Source organism: Rathayibacter tanaceti, from assembly GCF_009834165.1.
Taxonomy (GTDB): Bacteria; Actinomycetota; Actinomycetes; order Actinomycetales; family Microbacteriaceae; genus Rathayibacter; species Rathayibacter tanaceti.
Window position 1 is genome coordinate 1,241,838 of sequence record NZ_CP047186.1, and the last position, 19,966, is coordinate 1,261,803.

The window sequence follows — 19,966 nt, forward strand, 5'->3', positions numbered from 1 at the left end:
GGGAACGCAGCGGGTCGGCCGGACGCGGTTCCACGGGGCGGTCCTCCGACCAGGGAGGCTCCTCCACAGGCGGTCAGCGGCGGGACGCTCCTCCGCGCCGCTCCGGCGCCGACAAGCAGCGCCGCCCCGATCGCTAGGCTGTCCGGGTGAACGAGCTCCTGCACCCCGCCCCGCCCGCGATGCGGACGAGCGGGACGGTGCGGGTGGTCGGCTCCGGACTGCTGGGAGCCTCCATCGGCCTCGGGCTCGCCTCCCGCGGGATCGACGTCGTGCTCGATGACGCGTCGCCCGCGAGCCTGTCCCTCGCCATCGACTACGGGGCCGGCCGGGCCGCTTCCGTCGACGACCGGCCGTCCGTGGTCGTCGTGTGCGTGCCTCCGGACGTCACCGCGGGTGTCGTGGAGCGCGAGCTCGCGGCGCACCCCGAGGCGGTCGTCACCGACGTGGCGAGCGTCAAGATCCAGCCGCTCCGCGAGCTGCGCTCCCGCGGCGTCGATCTCACCCGCTACATCGGCTCCCACCCCATGGCCGGACGCGAGCGCGGCGGTCCGGTGTCGGCGCGTGGCGACCTCTTCGTGGGCCGCCCGTGGGTGATCTGCCGCGACGGCGAGACCACCCCCGAGGCGCTCGCGCGGGTCGAGGCGCTCGCGCTCGACCTCGGCGGCACGATCGTCGAGATGGACCCGGAGGAGCACGACCTCTCGGTCGGACTCGTCTCGCACGCCCCGCAGGTGATCTCGTCCCTCCTCGGACAGCGACTCCTCGACGCCCCGAACGCGGCGCTCCGCCTAGCCGGGCAGGGCGTGCGCGACGTCTCGCGTCTCGCGGCCTCCGCTCCGGAACTCTGGGTGCAGATCCTCACCGCCAACCGCGAGCACGTCGTCGCCGTGCTCGACGCCTTCCGCGACGACGTCGCCGAGGTCGCCGACGCGCTGCGCGACCTCGAGACGCCGGGCGCGCGCCGGGTGCTGGCCGAGCACCTCGCGGCGGGCAACGCCGGTGTCGCCCGTCTGCCCGGCAAGCACGGCCAGGACCAGCGCCTCTCGACCCTGGTCGTGCTCGTCGACGATTCGCCGGGCGAGCTCGCGCGCCTGCTCGTCGAGATCGGCGAGGCGGGGGTCAACCTCGAGGACGTGCGCCTCGAGCACGCCGAGGGCCGACGAGTGGGGCTCGCCGAGATCTCGGTGGTGCCCGAGGCGGTCGCGCCGCTGACAGACGAATTGACCGCACGCGGCTGGAGGATCGCCGGATGAGCACCGAGCAGAACAGGCAGGAGGGCGGACTGAACCGGATGACGCCCGCCCGCCGAGCACAGCAGAGCATCCCCGAAGAGGGCGGCCCCGCCCCCGAGCGCGCCGACCGGCCGGAATCGGACGAATCGGCGGACTTCGGAGCGGCCACCGTGGTGGCCATCGACGGCCCCGCGGGCAGCGGCAAGTCGAGCGTCTCGCGCGAGGCCGCGCGCCGACTCGGCTTCGAGTTCCTCGACACCGGGGCCGCCTACCGGGCGCTCGCCTGGCACGGCCTCGACCGCGGGCTCGACTTCGGCGACGAGGACGAGATCGTCGACGCGCTCGACGGCTTCGACTACTCCATCGGCACCGACCCCGAGTCGTACTCGGTCTGGGTGGGGCCGACCGAGGTGACGGCCGCGATCCGCGAGCCCCGGGTCACCGAGCGGGTCTCGGCCGTGGCGAAGGTGCCCGAGGTGCGGCGGCGAATCACGCTGCTGTTCCGCCGGATCATCGGTGAGACCCGGCGCGAGGGCATCATCGTGGAGGGGCGCGACATCACGACCGTCGTCGCGCCGACCGCTCCGGTGCGGATCCTGCTGACGGCGAGCGAAGAGGCTAGGATGGCGAGGCGTTCGCGCGAGGTCACCACGGAATCCGCTGAGGCGACGGGTCAGGCGCTGCGGTCGAGGGATCGCGCCGACTCGCAGGTGGTCGACTTCATGAACGCCGCAGAAGGAGTCACTCTTCTCGACTCCACTCATCTCGACTTCGAGCAGACCGTCGACGCGGTCGTCGCCGAGGTCCGAACCTCGAGAGCAAGGGCCGGTCATGGCACAGGACACGCACGTCGGTGACGACGAGCTGAACTTCGGAGACGACGACCTCGTCGAGCGCCTCGGCGACCTCGACGAGCAGCTCGCCTCCTCACGCGCGCAGGCGCTGCGCAGTGGTCTTGAGGACTACGACCTCGACGAGGAGGACCTCGACCTCCTCGAGTTCGCCGGAGAGGACTCGGACGAGGTCCGCTACCTCCCGGCCCTCCCGGTCGTGGCGATCGTCGGCCGCCCCAACGTAGGCAAGTCGGCGCTGGTCAACCGCATCCTCGGGCGCCGCGAGGCCGTCGTCGAGGACACCCCGGGAGTGACCCGCGACCGCGTCTCGTACAGGGCGGAGTGGATCGACCGCTCCTTCACCATCGTCGACACCGGCGGCTGGGAGCCCGACGCCCGCGGCATCGACGCCTCCGTCGCCATGCAGGCCGAGATCGCGATCGACCTGGCCGACGCGGTGATCTTCGTCGTCGACGCGAACGTCGGCGCGACCGCGACCGACGAGCACGTCGTGAAGCTGCTCCGCAAGACGAAGAAGCCGGTGTTCCTCGCCGCCAACAAGGTGGACGACGCCAGGCAGGAGCCGAACGCCGCCTCGCTCTGGTCCCTCGGCCTCGGCGAGCCCCGCCCCGTCTCCGCCGTGCACGGCCGCGGCGTGGCAGACCTGCTCGACGCGGTCCTCGAGAAGCTGCCGCTCGAGTCCGCCGTCGCCAAGCGCGAGGTCGGCGGACCGCGGCGGGTCGCGATCCTCGGCCGACCGAACGTCGGCAAGTCCAGCCTGCTCAACAAGGCCGCAGGGGAGGAGCGGGTCGTCGTCAACGAGCTCGCCGGAACCACGCGCGACCCGGTCGACGAGCAGGTCGAGATCGCCGGGAAGGTGTGGCGCTTCGTCGACACCGCCGGCATCCGCCGCCGCGTGCACCTGCAGCAGGGAGCCGACTTCTACGCGTCGCTGCGCACCTCGACCGCGCTCGAGAAGGCGGAGGTCGCGGTCGTGGTCCTCGACGTCTCGCAGCCGATCTCGGAGCAGGACGTCCGCATCATCGACCTGGTGCTGGAGTCGGGCCGCGCGCTGGTCCTCGCCTTCAACAAGTGGGACCTGCTCGATGACGAGCGCCGCCGCTACCTCGAGCGCGAAATCGAGACCGACCTCGCGCACGTCGCCTGGGCGCCGCGCGTCAACATCTCGGCCCGCACGGGCCGCCATCTCGAGAAGCTCGTGCCGGCGCTCGAGCTCGCCCTCGAGTCGTGGGACACCCGCATCCCGACCGGCAAGTTCAACGCCTTCCTGGCCGAGCTCACCGCGGCGCACCCGCACCCGCTGCGTGGAGGCAAGCAGCCGCGTGTGCTCTTCGGCACCCAGGCGTCGTCGCGCCCCCCGACATTCGTGCTGTTCACGACCGGCTTCCTCGACCCGGGCTACCGCCGCTACATCGCTCGACGCCTGCGTGAGGTCTACGGGTTCCAGGGGTCGCCGGTGAACGTCACCATGCGCGTGCGGGAGAAGCGGGCGCGCTGAGCTGGTCGGCGCGTGCGCCCGGGCCGCGGATCCTGCGGACCGGACGCTGTTCGGCGTGGCCCGGTAGGTCCGGGAGCGGACGGGCGCCCGCGCGCGATCCCCGGTGCGAGGAACGACGCGGCCGAGGAGTGGCGAGCCGGCGGCCGCAGCGGCGACATTGACGCGAACGCGCTTCGCCAGGAGCGGCGAGGCTTCGTGCGTCGAAGGTCGAGCGCGACCGGACGCTGCTCGTGACGGCTCGGACGGGTTTCTGCGCGTCCACGCAACGGAATTCTGCGGACGCCTCCCGGTCGGCCTGTCGCGACGCGTCACCGCGTCGACCGGAGTGGGCGCTGGTCAGTCGGCGTTGGCGAAGGGCCACCAGAGCGGCAGGAGCCGGCGGTAGGCGGCGAGGTAGCTGTCGGGTTCGCGGGGCTCCGGGAGTCGCAGCCACTGCTCCATGAGGCCGACGGAGCCCGCCGCGAGGAACGAGGCGGTGCCGTCCTCAAGGAAGCCCGCCGGCGCGTCGGTGGCGGGAACATCGAGCACTCCCGTTGCTAGGGTCGCGGCCACGGCCGTGCGGAAGTGAACGGCGAGCATGGCGCGCAGCCCGGAGTCGCCGCTCACCGCGTCGAAGGCCCGCAGATAGAGCTCGCGGTGCCGCTCGAGATGCCCGAGCACACGGGCGGTGCCCTCGCGGATGCTGGAGTCGGTCGCCGCTCCGCTGCGCAGCAGGGTGAGGTACTCGTCGCGGATCGTGTCGAGCTCGTCCCGCAGTGCCGCGCACAGCAACTCGGCGGCGGAGGACGCGTGAGCGTAGAAGGTCGAGCGGTTCACGCCCGCCAGACCGGTGATCTCGGAGACGGTGAGGGTGGAGACGTCGCGCGTGGTCGCGAGTTCGATGATGGCTCGGTGCAGGGCCACCTGCGATCGCTTCTGCCGCGCGTCCACTGCTGCTGCCTCCTGAGCCGCTCCCGGCGCCCCGACCCGTGTCGATGCGTACCGCGGGCGATTCTACGGGGCTCGCTCGTTTTCACTTCCGCCGCCAGGATCCGCTAAGGTAGTCGAGTTGCCCGGGCCTCGGCCTGGACTGCCACGGGCTGTGGCGCAGCTTGGTAGCGCACTTGACTGGGGGTCAAGGGGTCGCAGGTTCAAATCCTGTCAGCCCGACAGAAAAGCCCTGATGAGGAGCGATTTTCATCAGGGTTTTGTTGTTTTCGGAGAGTCGTATTTTCTGGTCCCATTCTGGTCCCCGCACCCCACCAGCGAGAGCACGCTGTATTTGTGCGCGATCAAGGACATGCACTCGAACCGGATTGCGGGCTACTCGATCGACTCACGGATGAAGCGTCCCTCGCGGTCACCGCGGAGAACAATGCGATACTGCGCCGCATGGCCGGTACGATCGTTCATTCCGACCGCGGATCGCAGTTCCGCTCGAACACATTCGTCAAGGCCCCGCGTCGACACGAGCTGACCGGGTCAACGGGCCGCGTCAGGGCCCGCGCGGACAACGCCGCGATGGAGTCGTTCGTCGCTCTACCGCAGAGGAAAATCCTCGACCGCCAACCGTGGGCGACACGGCAAGACCTGCGCCTGGCGATCATCACCTGGACCGAGAGCGCCTACTACCGAAGACGCCGCCAACGCGGTCTCGGTCGCCTCCCCCGATCGAGTTCGAGACAACGAAAACCGCCGCACTCGCGGCAGAGAGAACGAGTCAACGAAGCCCTCAGCAGTCCCCACCGTGGATGAACTCTTGCTCGAATTCGGCCGGGCTGCGCAACTCGCGCGTCTCACCCTCGGGCGGTGATATCATCAGCCATGACGATCGAGAGCGACATCATCACATGGGGACTGGAGCGTCCTGGATGGCAACAGGACGTGCTAGTCGCTCTCGCCAATGGCGAGCCGTACGGTCCGGAGCAGGTCGAGGTCCTCGTTGACGAGATCTTGGCTGGCTCTAACAGTGCGCCGAGCCAAGAGTCCAAGCGTATTCAGATGAAGTCAGCCGTAGTCGAGCAAGTTGGCCTCGTGGCGGTCGCTGATCTTCGCGGAGTGAACGCCCTCGTGGACGGACAGCGTCTCAACGTCGCCACAGCAGGCATCACAGTTATCTATGGCAATAACGGCAGCGGCAAATCGGGGTACGCACGCCTCATCAAAGCAATGGTCAATGCCCGACACAGCTCCGACATCCTTCCCAACGTGTTCAAGGACTCGTTAGAGGAGCCCTCCTGCGTTCTGCACTACCGTGTCGGAGGCAACAACCAGACGCTCGCATTTCCTTCAGTTCCACCACCGGAACTGCTGAAGATGAGCTTCTACGACGAGCACTGCGGAGACGAGTACCTGACTAAAGAATCGACAATCTCATACCGCCCGTCGGCTCTGACCCTCCTCGACGGTCTAATCCGAGTTTGCGATGAGGTTCGACGCGAGTTCGCCCTGCGGATTAAGGCAAACGAAACCAAGGCCCTCGCCCTAGATCTGCCTCCCGCAACGACAGCGGGAGCTTTTTTAGCGACTCTTTCCGCAACGACCACTCAGACGCAGGTCGAGGCCGCTACCGCCCTGGATGAGGGGACTAACGAGCGGTTGGCCGAAGTACTCCAAGAGGAGGCGAGGCTAGCGGCGACCGACCCACAGAAGGAAAAATCGCGACTCACGACGCTCGCGAACCAGGTGACGACGTTGGGTAATGATCTGGCTCGTCTGCTCGATATTCTGGGAGCGGAGACGACATCAGGGCGGGCGGAGCTCCGGTCCGCAGCGGACACAGCACGAGCGGCAGCATCGGTTGCGGCAGCGTCCTCCTTCGATGACGAGCCGCTGACGGGCGTGGGTTCTGAGACTTGGCGCTTGCTGTGGAGCGCAGCACGAAACTACTCCGTCGCCGAGGCGTATCACGATCATCAGTTCCCGGTCACGGGCAAGGATGCCGTCTGCGTCCTCTGCCAGCAGCCGCTCGACGACGATGCCAAGACCCGCCTCCACCGGTTCGACCAGTACATGACCGACACCACTGAACGTGATGCGGTCACCGCCGAGCAGAACTTCGCCGCGACCCTCGGCGAACTGCGAGCACTGGAGTTCGCGACCCCAGCGCGGACCGCCGCGCTCACAGCCTTGGACGCGCACGATGCGCAGCTCGGGGCCGCATCGGCTGCACTGGTCAACAAACTTGAGGAACAGCGCAATGCTGTCGTGGAGCACCTGACCAGCGAGGACGCCTCCTTAGCAGCACTATCGAAAGTCGAGATCCCCGGCATGCTCATCGCTCTCGCTACGCGGCTCGGAGATCGAGCCGCGGCAACGGATGTGGCCCAGTTTCAAGCCGCGGTGACGGACCTGAGCAACGAGAAGGCAGAGTTGCAGGGGCGCGTTCGCCTGTCAGAGTCGGTGGACAAGGTCACAGTTGAGGTCCAGCGTCTACGCCAGTTGAAGGCTCTGAAGGCCGCGCGAAGCGGCGCAGATACGAACAACATCACGCAGAAGGCCTCTGCTCTCACTCGTGAGTACGCCACTGATCGCATCCTTGACCGTTTCACTCGCGAGACCGAACGTCTGCGGCTTCAGAAAGTGACATTGCAGGATCTCGGGGGCCGCAAAGGTCAGCTCAACCAGAAGCCAGGCCTGCTCGGTGCCGCTAAGAGCGTGGCTGCGCGGAGCGTACTGAGCGAGGGTGAGCAGACTGCCCTTGGTCTTGCTGGGTTCTTCACAGAAGCAATCTTTGATCAGTCGAAGTCAGCGCTCGTGTTCGACGACCCGGTCACATCGCTAGACCATGTTCGACGCGACAAAGTCGCCGAGCGGTTAGCCCAACTTGCCCAGGACCGGCAGGTGGTGGTCTTCACGCACGATGTCGCCTTCACAGGCGACCTTGCTGCCGCGGCAGAACGTGAAGGCGTTGCTCTCGCGGAACGTGCAATTGAACGCCGCGGCATGGAGCCTGGCATCTGCATCGAGAGCTTCCCGTGGAAAGCAAAGGACTTCGGTTCGCGCGTCAACCACCTCACGAGCGAACTCGCGAAACTCAAGAAGGAGCGCTCCAGCCTCGTTCAGGACGAATGGGAGGAGCGAGTTGCCAGATGGGCCGGGTACCTGTCTGAGACCTGGGAGCGCAGCGTCACCACCGAGATCATGAACCAACTGTTCGACCGTGGCAGTTCACAGGTGCGAATGATGAAGTTCCGGCTGCTCGCAGACATCACAGACGTCGATAACCAGGACGTTCAGGACGGCTACGGCTCGACATCGCTATGGGGACGGCGTCACGACAAAGCTGCTGAGACCAACTACGTCGCACCCGAACTCGCAGACCTCGAACGAGAATTGACACGCCTGACCGAGTGGCAGAAGCGCATTAGGAAGTACCTCCAGAAGTGACCCGGGAAGATTCTCGGTAGGTCCCGAGCACTGAACTGAGCGAGGAGTTGTGGCATGTCATCGACCGAGTACCCGTTCCCGGTTGCGGTTTCCCAACTGGGCGACCGAGGTTCACGCGAGTCTCAGAACGCGCGCGCCGTCGAATGGCTTCTGGAGCAACATCGCGGTTCCATCGTTGTCGTAACGCCTCAAAAGCGGTTCGACGGCGAGGTTCTCAGACGTTTGGTCGCCCGTCCAGGCACGACACAGCTCGCCTGGCGTGCGTTCTTCGCCGGGGCGATTGCTAAGCATCGCGTGATCTATGCCCGGCCGGACCGGCAGCGTCTCAACGACCTCTTAGGCGTCAAAGCTGATGCACTTTTCGTAGTCGAATGGGCTGGTCCGTCGACGTTGATCGCGTAGGCGGGCCCGTCCGAGGTCACCGGGCCGTCGAAGTAAGGGAGGACTTCGGGAGCGCGGAGGGTCATGGTCTGGACGAAAGCCTCTACTGCCGACCGCAGCCCGCGGCGGGAGACTTCGGCCCGCGGCTGCGCCGCCTTCGCGGTGCCCTGCCCGTCAGGTGCACCGGCAGCCTCGGCGGAGGAAGACGGCCAGAACCCGGTCTCGCGACCGTTAGGTTCTCCGTCGAACGGCGCGGCCCGAGGTCAGCGCGAGGTGGACCCGCGGCAGCTGCCTCCGCCGCCCCGCCGCACCGAGCGTCGCCGCAGAGCCGCTGAGTTCTCGGCACCGCCGCAACGAGAGCAGCCCTCGCCGAGAGGTGAGCTGGCGACCGGCAGCACAGGTGCTCAGCCGCCGGATCGCACGTGGGCGCCGTCGACGCGGAGCGATCTCAGAGACGGGACAGCACGCAGGCGGTGAGGATCAGACCGTTCGCTGCGGTCCAGGTTCCGGAGAAGTGCTGACAGTCATCAGGAGCCTCTGCGAGGACGCGCGCGGAGAACCGGCGGCGGTGTGGATCGGGCGTCACGGAGACGTCGTCGAAGTCGAGCCAGCGTTGCGTCAGGGGATACCACGCCTTGTAGACCGACTCCTTGGCGCTGAACAGCAGCCGGTCCCCGTTGACGGGCCAGACCGATTCGGCTGCCCGGAAGGGGCCGATCTCGTCGGGTCGGGCGATCACGGGCAGCACGTCGGCGGGCAGCGGCTCATCCGGCTCCGCATCGATACCGATGGTCGCGAGGCGCGAACGGTCGGCGACCACCGCCCCGCGGTAGCCCCTGCAGTGGGTCATGCTGCCCACGACGCCGTCGGGCCACACCGGAGCGCCGCCAGGACCGGGCAGCAGCGCCGCCGGCGGGCGGTCCAGTTCGATCAGGGCGCGCCGCGCACACCGCCTGACGGCGGCGAACTCGTCGCGGCGCTTCGGTGCGGCATTCGCGACGACCGCCTCTTCTTCGGGGAGGAGCGTGCCTCCGTGTGCCTCACCGAACTCCTCGGCCGCGTGCACGCCGACGGGCAGGATCGCCTCGATCATCGTCCGCACGGAGTCGGCTCAGGGCGTCGTCGTAGGCGTCTGCTCGCGGAGGCTGCGGGGCCGCAGATCGGTCCAGTTCGTCTCGACGAAGGCCAGGCAGTGGGCGCGGTCCACACCGTCGGGACCCCCGAAGGCGACGCTCCAGCCATCCGGTACGGGCGCGAAGACCGGCCAGAGCGAGTGCTGCTCCTCGGCGTTGACCAGCACGAGGAAGCGGCCGGTCTCGTCGTCGAACGGGTTACGCGACATGGGTGTCTCCTGTCTCTTTTTGTTCTTCTCGGGGGGTTTCGTGGCGTGTGCCGGCGCGCCGTCGTCCGACGGGGACGACGAGAGGATGCCCCGAGACCGGGTCGGGGACCACGCGAGCCGTCAGGCCGAAGACGGTGTCGAGCAGGGACTCGGTGATCACCCGGTGGGGCGGTCCCTGCGCGGCGATGCGGCCGTCGTGCACGACGACGAGCTCGTCCGCGTAGCGGATGGCGAGGTTCAGGTCGTGGATGACCATGACGACCGTGCGGCCGAGGTCGACGCAGAGGTGGTCGACGAGATCGAGCACCTCGATCGAGTGCGCGATGTCGAGATACGTGGTCGGCTCGTCGAGGAGCAGGAGGCCGGTGTCCTGGGCCAGGCTCAGGGCGATCCAGGCGCGCTGCCGCTGTCCGCCCGAGAGCGTCTGGACGTCGCGATCGGCCAGGTCGGCGAGGCCGGTGAGCTCGAGCGCGGCGTCGACCTCGGCGGCGTCCTGGGTGCTCCACTGACGGAACAGCGTCTGGTGCGGGTGGCGGCCGCGGGCGACGAGCTCGCGCACCGTCATGCCCTCGGGCGCGGTCGGCGCCTGCGGGAGGAAAGCCATCGTCCTCGCGAGATCGCGCGTGCGCATCGTCGAGAGCGGGCGGCCGTCCACGGCGACCGAGCCCTCGTCGGGGGAGAGCAGCCGGCAGAGTGTGCGCAACAGCGTCGACTTGCCGCTGCCGTTCGGCCCGATGATCGCGGTGACCGTGCCCGCGCGGAACGTCAGATCGACGCCGCTCAGGATCTCGCGGCCGCCGTAGCCGACCCGCAGGCCGGATGCCGTCAAGGTGTGCGTATCCCGTTCGGTCATGCCCTGCTCCTCAGTCGTCGCAGCATCAGGGAGATCAGGATCGGGCCGCCGACGATCGCGGTGAGAAGTCCCACCGAGACGCGGCCCGAGAACAGGGTGCGCGCCACCAGATCGGCCGCGAGCACGAGGATCGCCCCGCACACGGCAGTGCACCCCAGCGGGACGCGGGACTCGCGCGTCAGGAAGCGCGCGATCTGCGGTGCCGACAGGGCGATGAAACCGAGGGGTCCGGCCGCGCCGACCGCGGCGGAGGCCGCGAGCACCGAGCCGGCCAGCAGCACCCCGCGGGTGCGGCCGACGGCGACACCCACGCCGTGGGCGATGTCGTCGCCGAGGTGCATGGCTGCCGTCGATCGCGAGGTCGCCACGGCGATGATCGCGGCCACGACGAGGACGACGGCCAGGGGAGCGATGCGCGGGGCGTCCGACGACAGGTCGCCCGTGAGCCACACCTGCACCTGCAGGACGTCGTAGGTACCGCCCACGACGAGGAGTCCGTGCAGCAGCCCGAGCAGGGCGGCGTTGACGCCGACGCCGACGAGAACGAGCCGCATCCCGCCGGCGGCTCCCCGAGAGGCCCAGAACACCGCGGCCGCCGCGATTGACCCGCCGATCAACGCCGCCAGCGGGAGTGAGACGGTGAGGGGCGCGTCGAACACGCGCCAGCCCAGGATGAAGACACCCGCGGCGCCGACGCTGGCACCGGTCGTGATGCCGAGCACGTCGGGGCTTGCGAGCGGATTGCGGGCGATCGACTGCAGGAAAGCGCCGGCGAGGGCCAGCGCGGCGCCCGCGAGCGTGCCGATCGCCGCGCGGGGGAGGCGTAGCCCGAGCACCTGGTAGCGGACGGCCTGCCCGCTCCCGCCGCTGAGGGCGTCGACGACGGTGGCGGGCGCCACCCACGTGCTCCCCGCGCTGATCGAGAGGCAGAACAGCACCAGGGCGACCACGAGCAGCACAGCGAACGCCACCAGCGGCCGGATCCGGATCCGCACCGACAGCGGCCCCAGCCGCACGACGCCCATGCCCGCGCTCATCGCGTGCCCGCCGTCCGACGGGCCAGCGCGATGAACAGCGGAGCGCCGACGAGGAGGAAGACGATGCCGGCGGGGACCTCGGCGGGGCGGGCGACGCTGCGCCCGACGACATCGGCGACGAGCAGCGCGACGGCGCCGATCAGGGCCGAAGCCGGGAGGAGCACGCGGTGGTCGGTGCCGACCAGGAGGCGCGCTGTGTGCGGCGCGATGAGCCCGAGGAACGCGAGCGGACCGCAGGCGGCCGTCGCGGCCCCCGCCAGCAGCCCCACGGCGAGCAGCCCTCCGATGCGGGAACGGCGCACATCGGTGCCGAGCGACATGGCCATCTCGGTGCCCAGGCTCAGGGTATTGAGCGAGGGTGCGCAGACCATCGCGATCACGAGGCCGACACCGATCGCCGCGAGCGGCACGGCGTAGGTCGAGAGGGGGCCGTCGGACAGCCCGCCGATCATCCAGCGCCGGAACGACTGTTGCACCGTCTGGTCGAGCAGGAGCAGCATCGCCGTGGCGCTGCCGAGCACCGACGAGACCGCGGCTCCGATCAGCGGCAACGCGATGAGCGAGTCGCCCCTCGTCTCGGCCAGCACGATGACGAGCGTCGTCACGATGAGCGCGCCCAGCAGCGCGAACACTGTGTACTCGGCGGGGCTGGTGAGGCCTCCCAGCGCGATCGCGAGCACCGTCGCCAGCGTCGCGCCGCGCGTGACGCCCATCAGGTCGGGGTCGGCGAGCGGGTTGCGGGTCTGCGCCTGCACGATCGCGCCCGCTGCGCCGAGCGCCAGGCCCGCGGCGATCGCGACGATCGCTCGGGGGGCTCGCTCGCGGACGACGATGTCGTTGTAGGTGGTGGAGGATCCCAGGAAGGCGTGCGCGACCTCGGGGAGCGTCACGGTGCGCGACCCGATCGCGATGGCGATCATCGCGACGCCGACGACGACCGCGACCAGCACGGCGACGATGCCCGTCGTCCGGCGCGGGCGGACGACGAGCGCATCGACGTCGACTCGCGCGCGGCGGAGCGCCGCCACCGACCGCACACCGAGGCCGGGCGCGCGAACGAGCCCGAGCGCCGCCATGCCGATGCTCTGGCCGCGCCGGCCACGCGAGACGTTCACGCCGATCAGCGCGGCGACGAGCAGGAGGCCGGCCACGGCGACCACGATCCGGTCGCTCTGCCACGGCCCGCGCTCATCCGGGATCGCGAGGATCAGGGCGAGGGCCATGGCCGCCGGCACCGCGGGCAGCAGCACGTCGATGGTGCGTGCGGCCGCCCGCTGCGCCCTTCGCGGCGGATCGGGAACGCGATCCGGCTGACCCGGCGCCGCGGGCACCAGATCGGTCAGGGTCATCGCGCTCCTCGATTCCGTCACAGGGAAGGCCGCCTCTTACGTGCCGCTCGCGGGCAGAGCCGTGACGGCGGTGGTCAGCAGTGCGATCTGCTGGGCGTAGCTGGCGTAGTTGAACGTCGCGTCGGTGGTCCAGTCGACGACATGCCCCTGGCCGACCGCCTCGAGCGTAGCGACCGTCGGGTGGTCACGCTCCACCTGGGCCAGCGGTGTCGTCCAGGACCGGGTGTCGTAGAGCAGCAGGTCGGAGGCGTAGTCGCCGGCGTTCTCCCAGCTCACGGGGCTGAACGACCCCGAGGTGGCGTCACGCGCGACCGACGACTGGCGGACGTCGAGGCCCCAGCCCGCGTAGTCGATCAGCTCGGCGAACTCGTCGGGGATCGCGACATAGAACTGGGTCGAGGGAGCCACGGCATAGGCGGTGGTCCCCGGACGCGCCGCGAGAGCCGCCTTCAGCTGCTCGACTGCCTCGTCGTAGGCGGTCTTCTCGGTCGCGATCGTGCCCGAGTCGACGTCGGCGCCGAGCGTCGACGCGAGGGCACGCCAGTCGTCGAGCGAGGCCGACGCGCTCTTCTGGGCCGACACGGTGACCATCGGCGCGACCTGCTCGATCTGCTTCGACACCTCCGCGTCCTGAGCGCCGAGCCCGCCGAGGTAGTCGCCCGCGTACCATCCCGTGATCACGAGGTCGGGCTCGAGTGAGGCCAGCTTGTCGACATCGACGTCGCCGTACGACACACCGAGCGTCTCGATGCCCGAGAGATCGAGGCCCTTCAGCACTCCGCTCGTGTCGGGCGTGCTCGAGCCCCAGATTCCGACCGGGCGGATGCCGTACGGGATCAGCGCTGCGGCCGCCTGCTCGCTCATGACGATCGTGTCCGGAACCGCATCGAGGGCGACTGTCTCGCCGCGCGCGTCGGTGTACTGGAACCCGCCGGACGTCGAGGTGGAGTCGGCCTGACCGCTGTCGGCGCCGGATGCGCACGCCGTCTGCACGAGCAGGAGCGCCCCCAGCGCGAGAGCCGCGAGGGCTCGTGTCGTGGTCTTCCGTCTGGTCTTCATATCGTTACTGCCTTTGCTCTGGGTGTGTCGGATGGAGGGTCTGTCTCCGGCGCATCGGCCGGGCGTCGCGGGGACTGCTCAGCGCAGCGGTTCGTCGCCGGGCGCCGCGGCGCTCCAGGCCTGCCATTGGCGCGCATAGGGTCCGCCTCGGACGAGCAGATCCTCGTGGGAGCCGAACTCGATGATGCGCCCCGCCTCCAAGACCGCGACGGCGTCGGCGGTCGCGGCCTGGGTGAGCCGGTGGGCGACGATGAGCGTCGTCCGTCCCGCGGTCGCCGCGAGGGCGGACCGCTCAAGGGCGACCGCGCCAGAGCTCCCCGCCTCCGCGGTCGCCTCGTCGAGGATGGCGACGTCGGCGTCTTTCAGCACGAGCCGAGCCAGGGCGATCTGCTGCTTCTGCGCGGCGTTCAGGCGGTGACCGTGGGCGCCGACCTCGGTGTGGACCCCCGCGGGGAGTGCGCGCACCCACCCGTCTGCGCCGACCGTCTCGAGCGCCCGCCAGATCGTCGGTTCATCGGCATCCTGGTCGGCGAGTCGAAGATCGTCGATCAGGGGTCCCGCCACGACGTGGACGTCTTGGCTGATGACGGCGACCCGGGAACGCCGGGCCTCGGTACCGATGTCCGACAGCGGCGTCCCGCCCAGCCGGACGGTTCCCGAGTCTGGCTCCAGCAGTCCCGCCGCGATCAAGGCGGCCGTGGTCTTACCGGCGCCGGAGGCGCCCACGAGGGCGAGTCGTCGACCGTCCGGCACGGTGAACGAGACGCCGCGGAGTACGTCGCCGCCCGGGCCGTAGGCGAAGGACACGTCGTCGACCGTCAGCGCGCGCCCCGCGGGGGACGTCCTCGCGCGGGTCCGCACCCGCGGCATCTCGACGACGCCGACGAGCCGGTTCATGGCCGCGCCGGCGGACTGCAGTTCGTCGAAGAGGAACAGCACCGTTCCGAGCGGAGTGAACAGGCGATGGAAGAGCAGGATCGCCGTTGTCACCGCGCCGATCGTGACATCGCCGTTCGTGTAGCGCACGAACCCGGTGACGAACAGCACGGCCATGCCGCAGAACTCCGCCAGATTCGCGCGTCCGACGAATCCCAGCAGCAGGCGGAACACCGAGACCGACAGTTCTCTCATGCGATCCGAGGCGGTGCGGATCTCGCCGACCCGCGCCGCCTCCATTCCGTACGCGTGCACCGTGTCGCGGCCGTACAGGCTCGACACGAGCGCCTCGGTGCGTTCACCGGCGGCGACGCGCTCCCGTGCGTAGACGTGGGCGCTGCGCGGCAGGTACCAGAGCAGAGCCGCCGCATAGAGGGGGAGTGTCAACAGCCCGGCGACGCCGAGAACGGGGTCGACGCCGAACAGCGAGCCCAGCGACACGGCCACGAGCAGGCCCGCGGAGAGAACGGCGGGGACCACCTCTCCGCTCGCGCGGGTGATGCGGGTGATGTCGTCGCCGACCCGCGACAGCACATCGCCGCGTCCGCTGCGCTCGGCCACCCGCGACGGAAGTTCCAGCACACCGTGGACGACGTCTTCGCGCAGGATCGCGACGACAGTCTCCCCGAGTCGGACGACGACGTAGGTGCTGACGCCCGAAAGGGCCCCGGCGGCGACGGCGGCGGCCACGAGCAGGACGGCCAGCACGGCGATGTCCGATGCCGGTCGACCGGAGACCGTGGCGTCGACGAGCCAGCCCATGGCGTAGACCGGGACCAGGGTGACCGCGGCAGCGAGCGCACCCGTTCCGACGGCGGCGGTCAGGAGGACCGGGTGTCGCCGCGTCGTTCGGCCAAGCCAGTGCAGCGAGTCGCGGTAGCGTGCCACCGGCAGCGCGACGTGGTCCGGCGGTGTCATCTCGCCACCGCCTCGGCATAGAACGGGTCGTCTTCGAGCAGGCGCCGGTGCGTTCCTTCAGCGGCGAGGCGGCCGTGCCGGAGGACGGCGACGCGGTCGGCTACGGCGAGCAGCACCGGCGAGCCGGTGATGACGACCGTCGTCGACTGCGCGCCGTCCGCCGAGCCGCGGAGTGCGCGGAGCCCAGCGGCGATGCGCTGCTCGGTCACCGAGTCGACCGCGGTCGTCGGCTCGTGCAGGACCAGCACGGGAGCGTCGGCGTAGAGGGCGCGCGCGAGGGCGAGACGTTGGCGCTGGCCTCCCGAGAGGTTGTGACCGCGATCGACGAGGAGGTGGTCGAGCCCGGCGTCGAACAGGCCGACGACCTGATCGGCGCCGGAGGCGCGGAGCGCGTGCGTCAGGCGGGCGGGATCGACGGTGTCGGTCGCGACGGTCAGGTTGCTGCGGATGCTGCCGCTGAACAAATGGGCCTCGTGGGGCTCGGCGATGAGGTGCCCGCGGAGCGCGTCGATCGGGTCGTTACGCAGATCGGCGCCGCACACCTCGACGCGGCCGCGGTAGGCCTCGGGGGAGACGCGCCCGCCGAGAAGGGATGCCAGGGCGTCGCCGTCGGCGGGGTCGTGCGCGAACACCGCGGTGATCTCGGCCGGTCGCGCCTCGAAGTCGAGCCCGACGAGCGGGCCGTGGTGCACGTCGCGCAGCCGCAGCCCGGGTTCACCGCTGGTCGCCGCCTGCGCCGTCGACGGGAGGAGGGGTTCGGCGGCGAGGGCAGTGGCCACCCGCTCGGCCGATCCCCGCGCCTTCGCGGCGGTGGCCGGCAGCCCGGACAGGGTGGTGAGGGGCTCGATGAGGAACTGCGCGAGTCCCACGACGGTGACCAGCTCGCCCGTCGTGATGCGCCCGGTCAGTGCGTACCAGCCGGCGGCCGAGGCGATCGTGGCCGCGGCCACACCGCTCAGGGCCGCCGTGACGCCCCGCTGCACCGCGATCGATCGGTTCGTCGACATCGCCGTTGACAGCGCCTCCCGGCTCGCGAGGCGATACCGGCGCGCAGCGGCGTCCTCGGCGCCGATACCCGTGATCGACCGCGCACCCGAGATCAGGTCGCCGGCGAGCGCGGTCGCTGCGGCCACGGAGGACTGCTGCAGCACCGCCCTCCGGGTGATGCGCGGCGCCGCCGCGTGCGCCAGGGCGAAGAAGACCGGCATTGCGACGAGGGCGGCGACGCCCAGCGTGACGTCGACGACGAGCAGCGCGATCGCGGTCGCGACGACCGCGGCGGCGGCGGCGACCATGCGCGGGAGCAGATCGAGGAACCACGCCGCCTGATCGGCGTCGCTGCCCGACACCGTGACCAGCTCGCCCGGCGTCAGCTCCGTGCGCATGCCGTGCGGCGACAGCGCCTTCTCGGCGACGTCGAGGCGGAGCAGGTGGGCCTCGTTCTGCAGCGCCACGTTGAGGCGCCGCATGCCGAGGCGGTACGAGGCGGTGAGGACGAGGAAGACCCCCGCCAGGGCAGCGACCGCGGCGACGATGCCCGGGACGTGCCCCGGGGCGACTCCCGTGTCGATGAGCACACCGATCACGACGGCCACCGAGGTCTCCGCCAGCTGGTGGACGCACAGCAGCACCGTGCCGATCAGGAGCGCCCTCCTGTTGCGAGCGATCGTTCGGCGTATGACGTCTTTCCCCGCGCGGATCGTCGGCGCGGTCACGGCTCCCTGCTCAGGTAGCCGCCACCGGTTGGGAAGTACTCGGACGCCGGGTGCTCGACGCCGTCGGGCGTGCGCACCCGGTCGATGACCAGCGCGCGCCGGCCGCCGCGGTGCGCGTCTCCGCCGGCGACGACGGCCATGCCGTCGCCCTCCCTGATGAAGATGCGGCCCGGGGTGCCGCCGTAGCGGAACGTCGAGACGTGTGCCTCGATCACCTCGACGCGTTCGCCGCGGCAGTAGGTGTGCGCGCTCGGGTAGGGGTCGGACATGGCGCGGACGAGCCGGTCGAGGTCTTCGGCGGGCCATGACCAGTCGATGAGACTGTCGAACTCGGTCCGCCGGTGGAAGAACGTCCGCCGCTCGAGGTCCTGAGGGCGCCAGACGACCGTGCCCGCCTCGATCTGCGCGAGGGCGTCGAGCAGGACGTCGGGGATGAGGTCGATCGTCGCGCGTACCAGCTCGGTGCCGGTGGATCGCGGACCGATCGGAACGGCGCGCTGTGCGGCGATGTCTCCCGTGTCGAGACCGCCGTCCATGCGGTGGGCCGTGATGCCGACCTGATCCGCTCCGCTGATCAGGGCCCAGGGCACCGGCGAGAAGCCGGTGAACTCGGGCAGGAGCGAGTCGTGCAGGTTGAGGGTGCCGTGCGGGGGCAGGTCGAACACTTCCGGCGGAAGCCAGGTGCGCCAGTTGTTGGCGACGATGATGTCGGGATGCCAGCCAGTCAGCCGGGCGACCAGGGCGTCGTCGGGGCGGCGGGCGATGTGGACGGGGATGCCGTGCTCGTGGGCCAGCTGCTCGACCGAGTCGTCCCAGATTTTCTCGTAGGCCTGCTCGCTGGTGGGGTGGGTGACGACGCCGACGACGCTGTGCCCGGATCCCAGGAGTGCCTGCAGCGTGCGGTGGCCCCAGCTCTGGTACCCGAACATCGCGACCCGCATGTGATCTCCCTCTCGCTCCCTCCGAGCCGGTCCGCCGTAGCGGGTTCCTCTCGGTGGATAGTTGGTTAGCCTTACCTAAGGTATGGAAGGCTAACCTAAATTAGCATAACGCCCACACGCCCTCGTGACGGGCGGCGACGAACAGGAGTGACGGATGACGGACGCCCGAGTGACGGCGCAGGAACCACTGGACGGCAGCACCCGCGACGAGGTGATCGACATCGTCGGCGTCGGGTTCGGCCCGTCGAACCTCGGCCTCGCGATCGCGCTGCGAGAACGCAATGCCACCCCGGGGAACACGCCGATCACCTCGGCCTTCGTCGAGTCGAAGCCCGCCTTCGCGTGGCACCCCGACATGCTGCTGCCGGGCGCGACGATGCAGGTCTCGTTCCTGAAAGACCTGGTCACGCAACGGAACACGGCCAGCGAGTACAGCTTCCTCACGTTCCTGCACGACAGTCACCGGCTGCACCACTTCATCAACCGGCAGACGTTCTTCCCGACCCGGATCGAGTTCCACCAGTACCTCGTGTGGGCGGCCGACCGCGTCGCCGCGGACGTGCGCTACGGCACTCGCGCAACGACGATCCTCGACCGCTCCGATCACTTCGAGGTGGTGCTCGAGGGTGCCCGCGGCGGTTCGCTGCGTGCCCGCAACGTCGTCTTGGCCGGCGGGCTGTCGGCGCGTCTCCCCGAGGGAGTGCAGGCCAGCGCCCGGCAGTTCCACAACCACTCCCTGCTGAGCAGGCTCGCCGGGCTGCCCGCGCCCACCCACGACGCGTTCGTGGTTCTCGGCGCGGGGCAGAGCGCCGCCGAGGTGGCGCACTACCTCCACGAGCAGTACCCCGCCGCCCGCGTGCACGCCGTCCTCGGCAAGTACGGCTACACGCCCGCCGACGACAGCCCGTACGCGAACCGCATCTTCGATGCCGACGCCGTCGACGCCTACCACGCCGGTAGTGCGCAGATGAAGGCACGTCTGCTCTCGTACCACCGCGGCACGAACTACTCGGCGGTCGACCTCGACCTCATCGAGCGCCTCTACGAGATCGAGTACGCCGAACGCGTCGCGGGCGCCCGACGCCTGTTCGTCCACGGCGCCAGTGCGCTCGCCGAGACCGAGGAGAACCCCGACGGAGTGTCGGTGCGCATCGAGAACGGCCTGACCGGCGCGGTCGAGCGGATCGACGCGGATGCCGTCGTCTACGCGACCGGCTTCACCTCGATGCCGCTCGGCGAGATCCTCGGCGACCTCTACGCGCCAGAGGCCCCGGAGCACGGCACGCGCGTGTCTCGCGACTACCGCCTGCACACGACGCGCCCGACTCCGGGGGGCGTGTACCTGCAAGGCGGCACCGAGGACACGCACGGCCTCACCTCGTCGCTGCTGTCGAACATCGCCGTGCGCTCGGCCGAGATCGCCGAGTCGATCGCCGCCGGACTGCGCGCCCGCGAGCTCGAACTCGTGCGGAGCGCGTGACCG

16 protein-coding genes, 1 tRNA gene and 1 pseudogene are annotated in these 19,966 nt (G+C 69.9%); 8 read left to right on the forward strand and 10 right to left on the reverse strand.

Features of this window, described 5'->3' with window-relative positions; genetic code table 11:
- The first annotated feature begins 179 nt into the window (after positions 1 to 179).
- Genes GSU10_RS05885 through der form a run of 3 tightly spaced genes read left to right on the forward strand, consistent with a single transcriptional unit; the run spans position 180 to position 3,584 of the window.
- Positions 180 to 1,253: a prephenate dehydrogenase gene (locus tag GSU10_RS05885; protein WP_132505272.1), complete on the forward strand. Its 1,074-nt coding sequence runs from the start codon at positions 180 to 182 to the stop codon at positions 1,251 to 1,253.
- On the forward strand, positions 1,250 to 2,089 hold the full coding sequence (gene cmk, locus GSU10_RS05890) for a (d)CMP kinase (protein WP_236713607.1): 840 nt from the start codon (positions 1,250 to 1,252) through the stop codon (positions 2,087 to 2,089). The genes GSU10_RS05885 and cmk overlap by 4 nt, the downstream gene beginning before the upstream one ends.
- A complete protein-coding gene (der, locus tag GSU10_RS05895; protein ID WP_132505239.1) occupies positions 2,064 to 3,584 on the forward strand; it encodes a ribosome biogenesis GTPase Der in 1,521 nt (506 codons plus the stop codon). The genes cmk and der overlap by 26 nt, the downstream gene beginning before the upstream one ends.
- A gap of 336 nt (positions 3,585 to 3,920) precedes the next feature.
- Here der and GSU10_RS05900 read toward each other — a convergent pair whose 3' ends face one another.
- Complete coding sequence (locus GSU10_RS05900) at positions 3,921 to 4,487, reverse strand: TetR/AcrR family transcriptional regulator (protein WP_132505236.1); 567 nt, start codon at positions 4,485 to 4,487, stop codon at positions 3,921 to 3,923.
- Between the two features lie 172 nt (positions 4,488 to 4,659).
- Here GSU10_RS05900 and GSU10_RS05905 point away from each other — a divergent pair.
- The 4 genes and pseudogenes from GSU10_RS05905 (at position 4,660) to GSU10_RS05915 (ending at position 8,354) form a co-directional block, all read left to right on the forward strand.
- Positions 4,660 to 4,733, forward strand: a tRNA-Pro gene (locus GSU10_RS05905).
- An 85-nt stretch (positions 4,734 to 4,818) separates the two neighbouring features.
- A pseudogene (locus GSU10_RS15500) lies at positions 4,819 to 5,272 on the forward strand (transposase); the annotation flags it as partial.
- A 115-nt stretch (positions 5,273 to 5,387) separates the two neighbouring features.
- The gene (locus GSU10_RS05910) at positions 5,388 to 7,952 is read left to right on the forward strand and encodes an AAA family ATPase (RefSeq protein WP_068211014.1); all 2,565 of its coding nucleotides are present in this window, start codon (positions 5,388 to 5,390) and stop codon (positions 7,950 to 7,952) included.
- Positions 7,953 to 8,006: 54 nt separating this feature from the next.
- Positions 8,007 to 8,354 carry a hypothetical protein gene (locus GSU10_RS05915; protein ID WP_132505233.1) on the forward strand — a complete coding sequence of 116 codons (348 nt, stop codon included), beginning with the start codon at positions 8,007 to 8,009 and terminating at the stop codon, positions 8,352 to 8,354.
- A gap of 427 nt (positions 8,355 to 8,781) precedes the next feature.
- On the opposite strand, the gene GSU10_RS05920 is transcribed toward GSU10_RS05915, so the two are convergent.
- The 9 genes from GSU10_RS05920 to GSU10_RS05960 all read right to left on the reverse strand — a co-directional run bounded on the left by GSU10_RS05920 (position 8,782) and on the right by GSU10_RS05960 (position 18,483).
- The gene (locus GSU10_RS05920) at positions 8,782 to 9,426 is read right to left on the reverse strand and encodes a 4'-phosphopantetheinyl transferase family protein (RefSeq protein WP_068211016.1); all 645 of its coding nucleotides are present in this window, start codon (positions 9,424 to 9,426) and stop codon (positions 8,782 to 8,784) included.
- Between the two features lie 18 nt (positions 9,427 to 9,444).
- On the reverse strand, positions 9,445 to 9,675 hold the full coding sequence (locus GSU10_RS05925; protein WP_068211019.1) for an MbtH family protein: 231 nt from the start codon (positions 9,673 to 9,675) through the stop codon (positions 9,445 to 9,447).
- Positions 9,665 to 10,528 (reverse strand): ABC transporter ATP-binding protein, encoded by an 864-nt coding sequence (locus GSU10_RS05930; protein ID WP_068211022.1) that lies wholly within the window; start codon positions 10,526 to 10,528, stop codon positions 9,665 to 9,667. Before GSU10_RS05930 ends, GSU10_RS05925 begins: the two co-directional genes overlap by 11 nt.
- On the reverse strand, positions 10,525 to 11,565 hold the full coding sequence (locus GSU10_RS05935) for a FecCD family ABC transporter permease (protein WP_068211024.1): 1,041 nt from the start codon (positions 11,563 to 11,565) through the stop codon (positions 10,525 to 10,527). The genes GSU10_RS05930 and GSU10_RS05935 overlap by 4 nt, the downstream gene beginning before the upstream one ends.
- Positions 11,562 to 12,914, reverse strand: a complete 1,353-nt coding sequence (locus GSU10_RS05940) for a FecCD family ABC transporter permease (RefSeq protein WP_132505230.1) — start codon at positions 12,912 to 12,914, stop codon at positions 11,562 to 11,564. Before GSU10_RS05940 ends, GSU10_RS05935 begins: the two co-directional genes overlap by 4 nt.
- Positions 12,915 to 12,950: 36 nt before the next feature.
- Complete coding sequence (locus GSU10_RS05945) at positions 12,951 to 13,973, reverse strand: ABC transporter substrate-binding protein (protein ID WP_068211027.1); 1,023 nt, start codon at positions 13,971 to 13,973, stop codon at positions 12,951 to 12,953.
- 78 nt (positions 13,974 to 14,051) lie between these two features.
- Positions 14,052 to 15,827 carry an ABC transporter ATP-binding protein gene (locus tag GSU10_RS05950; RefSeq protein WP_132505227.1) on the reverse strand — a complete coding sequence of 592 codons (1,776 nt, stop codon included), beginning with the start codon at positions 15,825 to 15,827 and terminating at the stop codon, positions 14,052 to 14,054.
- Positions 15,824 to 17,542, reverse strand: coding sequence for an ABC transporter ATP-binding protein (locus GSU10_RS05955; protein ID WP_199220869.1), 1,719 nt, complete (start codon positions 17,540 to 17,542; stop codon positions 15,824 to 15,826). Before GSU10_RS05955 ends, GSU10_RS05950 begins: the two co-directional genes overlap by 4 nt.
- On the reverse strand, positions 17,539 to 18,483 hold the full coding sequence (locus GSU10_RS05960) for a methionyl-tRNA formyltransferase (RefSeq protein WP_068211033.1): 945 nt from the start codon (positions 18,481 to 18,483) through the stop codon (positions 17,539 to 17,541). The genes GSU10_RS05955 and GSU10_RS05960 overlap by 4 nt, the downstream gene beginning before the upstream one ends.
- Positions 18,484 to 18,637: 154 nt before the next feature.
- Here GSU10_RS05960 and GSU10_RS05965 point away from each other — a divergent pair, with 154 nt between their 5' ends.
- The gene (locus tag GSU10_RS05965) at positions 18,638 to 19,963 is read left to right on the forward strand and encodes a lysine N(6)-hydroxylase/L-ornithine N(5)-oxygenase family protein (protein ID WP_068211036.1); all 1,326 of its coding nucleotides are present in this window, start codon (positions 18,638 to 18,640) and stop codon (positions 19,961 to 19,963) included.
- Positions 19,964 to 19,966: the final 3 nt, after the last annotated feature.

What these genes read in the sequence shown, in the direction of transcription:
- GSU10_RS05885 (WP_132505272.1), top strand. Translation starts at nt 180, where the DNA reads ATGCGGACGAGCGGGACGGTGCGGGTGGTCGGCTCCGGACTGCTGGGA.
- cmk (WP_236713607.1), top strand. Translation starts at nt 1,250, where the DNA reads ATGAGCACCGAGCAGAACAGGCAGGAGGGCGGACTGAACCGGATGACG.
- der (WP_132505239.1), top strand. Translation starts at nt 2,064, where the DNA reads ATGGCACAGGACACGCACGTCGGTGACGACGAGCTGAACTTCGGAGAC.
- GSU10_RS05910 (WP_068211014.1), top strand. Translation starts at nt 5,388, where the DNA reads ATGACGATCGAGAGCGACATCATCACATGGGGACTGGAGCGTCCTGGA.
- GSU10_RS05915 (WP_132505233.1), top strand. Translation starts at nt 8,007, where the DNA reads ATGTCATCGACCGAGTACCCGTTCCCGGTTGCGGTTTCCCAACTGGGC.
- GSU10_RS05920 (WP_068211016.1), bottom strand. Translation starts at nt 9,426, where the DNA reads ATGATCGAGGCGATCCTGCCCGTCGGCGTGCACGCGGCCGAGGAGTTC.
- GSU10_RS05925 (WP_068211019.1), bottom strand. Translation starts at nt 9,675, where the DNA reads ATGTCGCGTAACCCGTTCGACGACGAGACCGGCCGCTTCCTCGTGCTG.
- GSU10_RS05930 (WP_068211022.1), bottom strand. Translation starts at nt 10,528, where the DNA reads ATGACCGAACGGGATACGCACACCTTGACGGCATCCGGCCTGCGGGTC.
- GSU10_RS05935 (WP_068211024.1), bottom strand. Translation starts at nt 11,565, where the DNA reads ATGAGCGCGGGCATGGGCGTCGTGCGGCTGGGGCCGCTGTCGGTGCGG.
- GSU10_RS05940 (WP_132505230.1), bottom strand. Translation starts at nt 12,914, where the DNA reads ATGACCCTGACCGATCTGGTGCCCGCGGCGCCGGGTCAGCCGGATCGC.
- GSU10_RS05945 (WP_068211027.1), bottom strand. Translation starts at nt 13,973, where the DNA reads ATGAAGACCAGACGGAAGACCACGACACGAGCCCTCGCGGCTCTCGCG.
- GSU10_RS05950 (WP_132505227.1), bottom strand. Translation starts at nt 15,827, where the DNA reads ATGACACCGCCGGACCACGTCGCGCTGCCGGTGGCACGCTACCGCGAC.
- GSU10_RS05960 (WP_068211033.1), bottom strand. Translation starts at nt 18,483, where the DNA reads ATGCGGGTCGCGATGTTCGGGTACCAGAGCTGGGGCCACCGCACGCTG.
- GSU10_RS05965 (WP_068211036.1), top strand. Translation starts at nt 18,638, where the DNA reads ATGACGGACGCCCGAGTGACGGCGCAGGAACCACTGGACGGCAGCACC.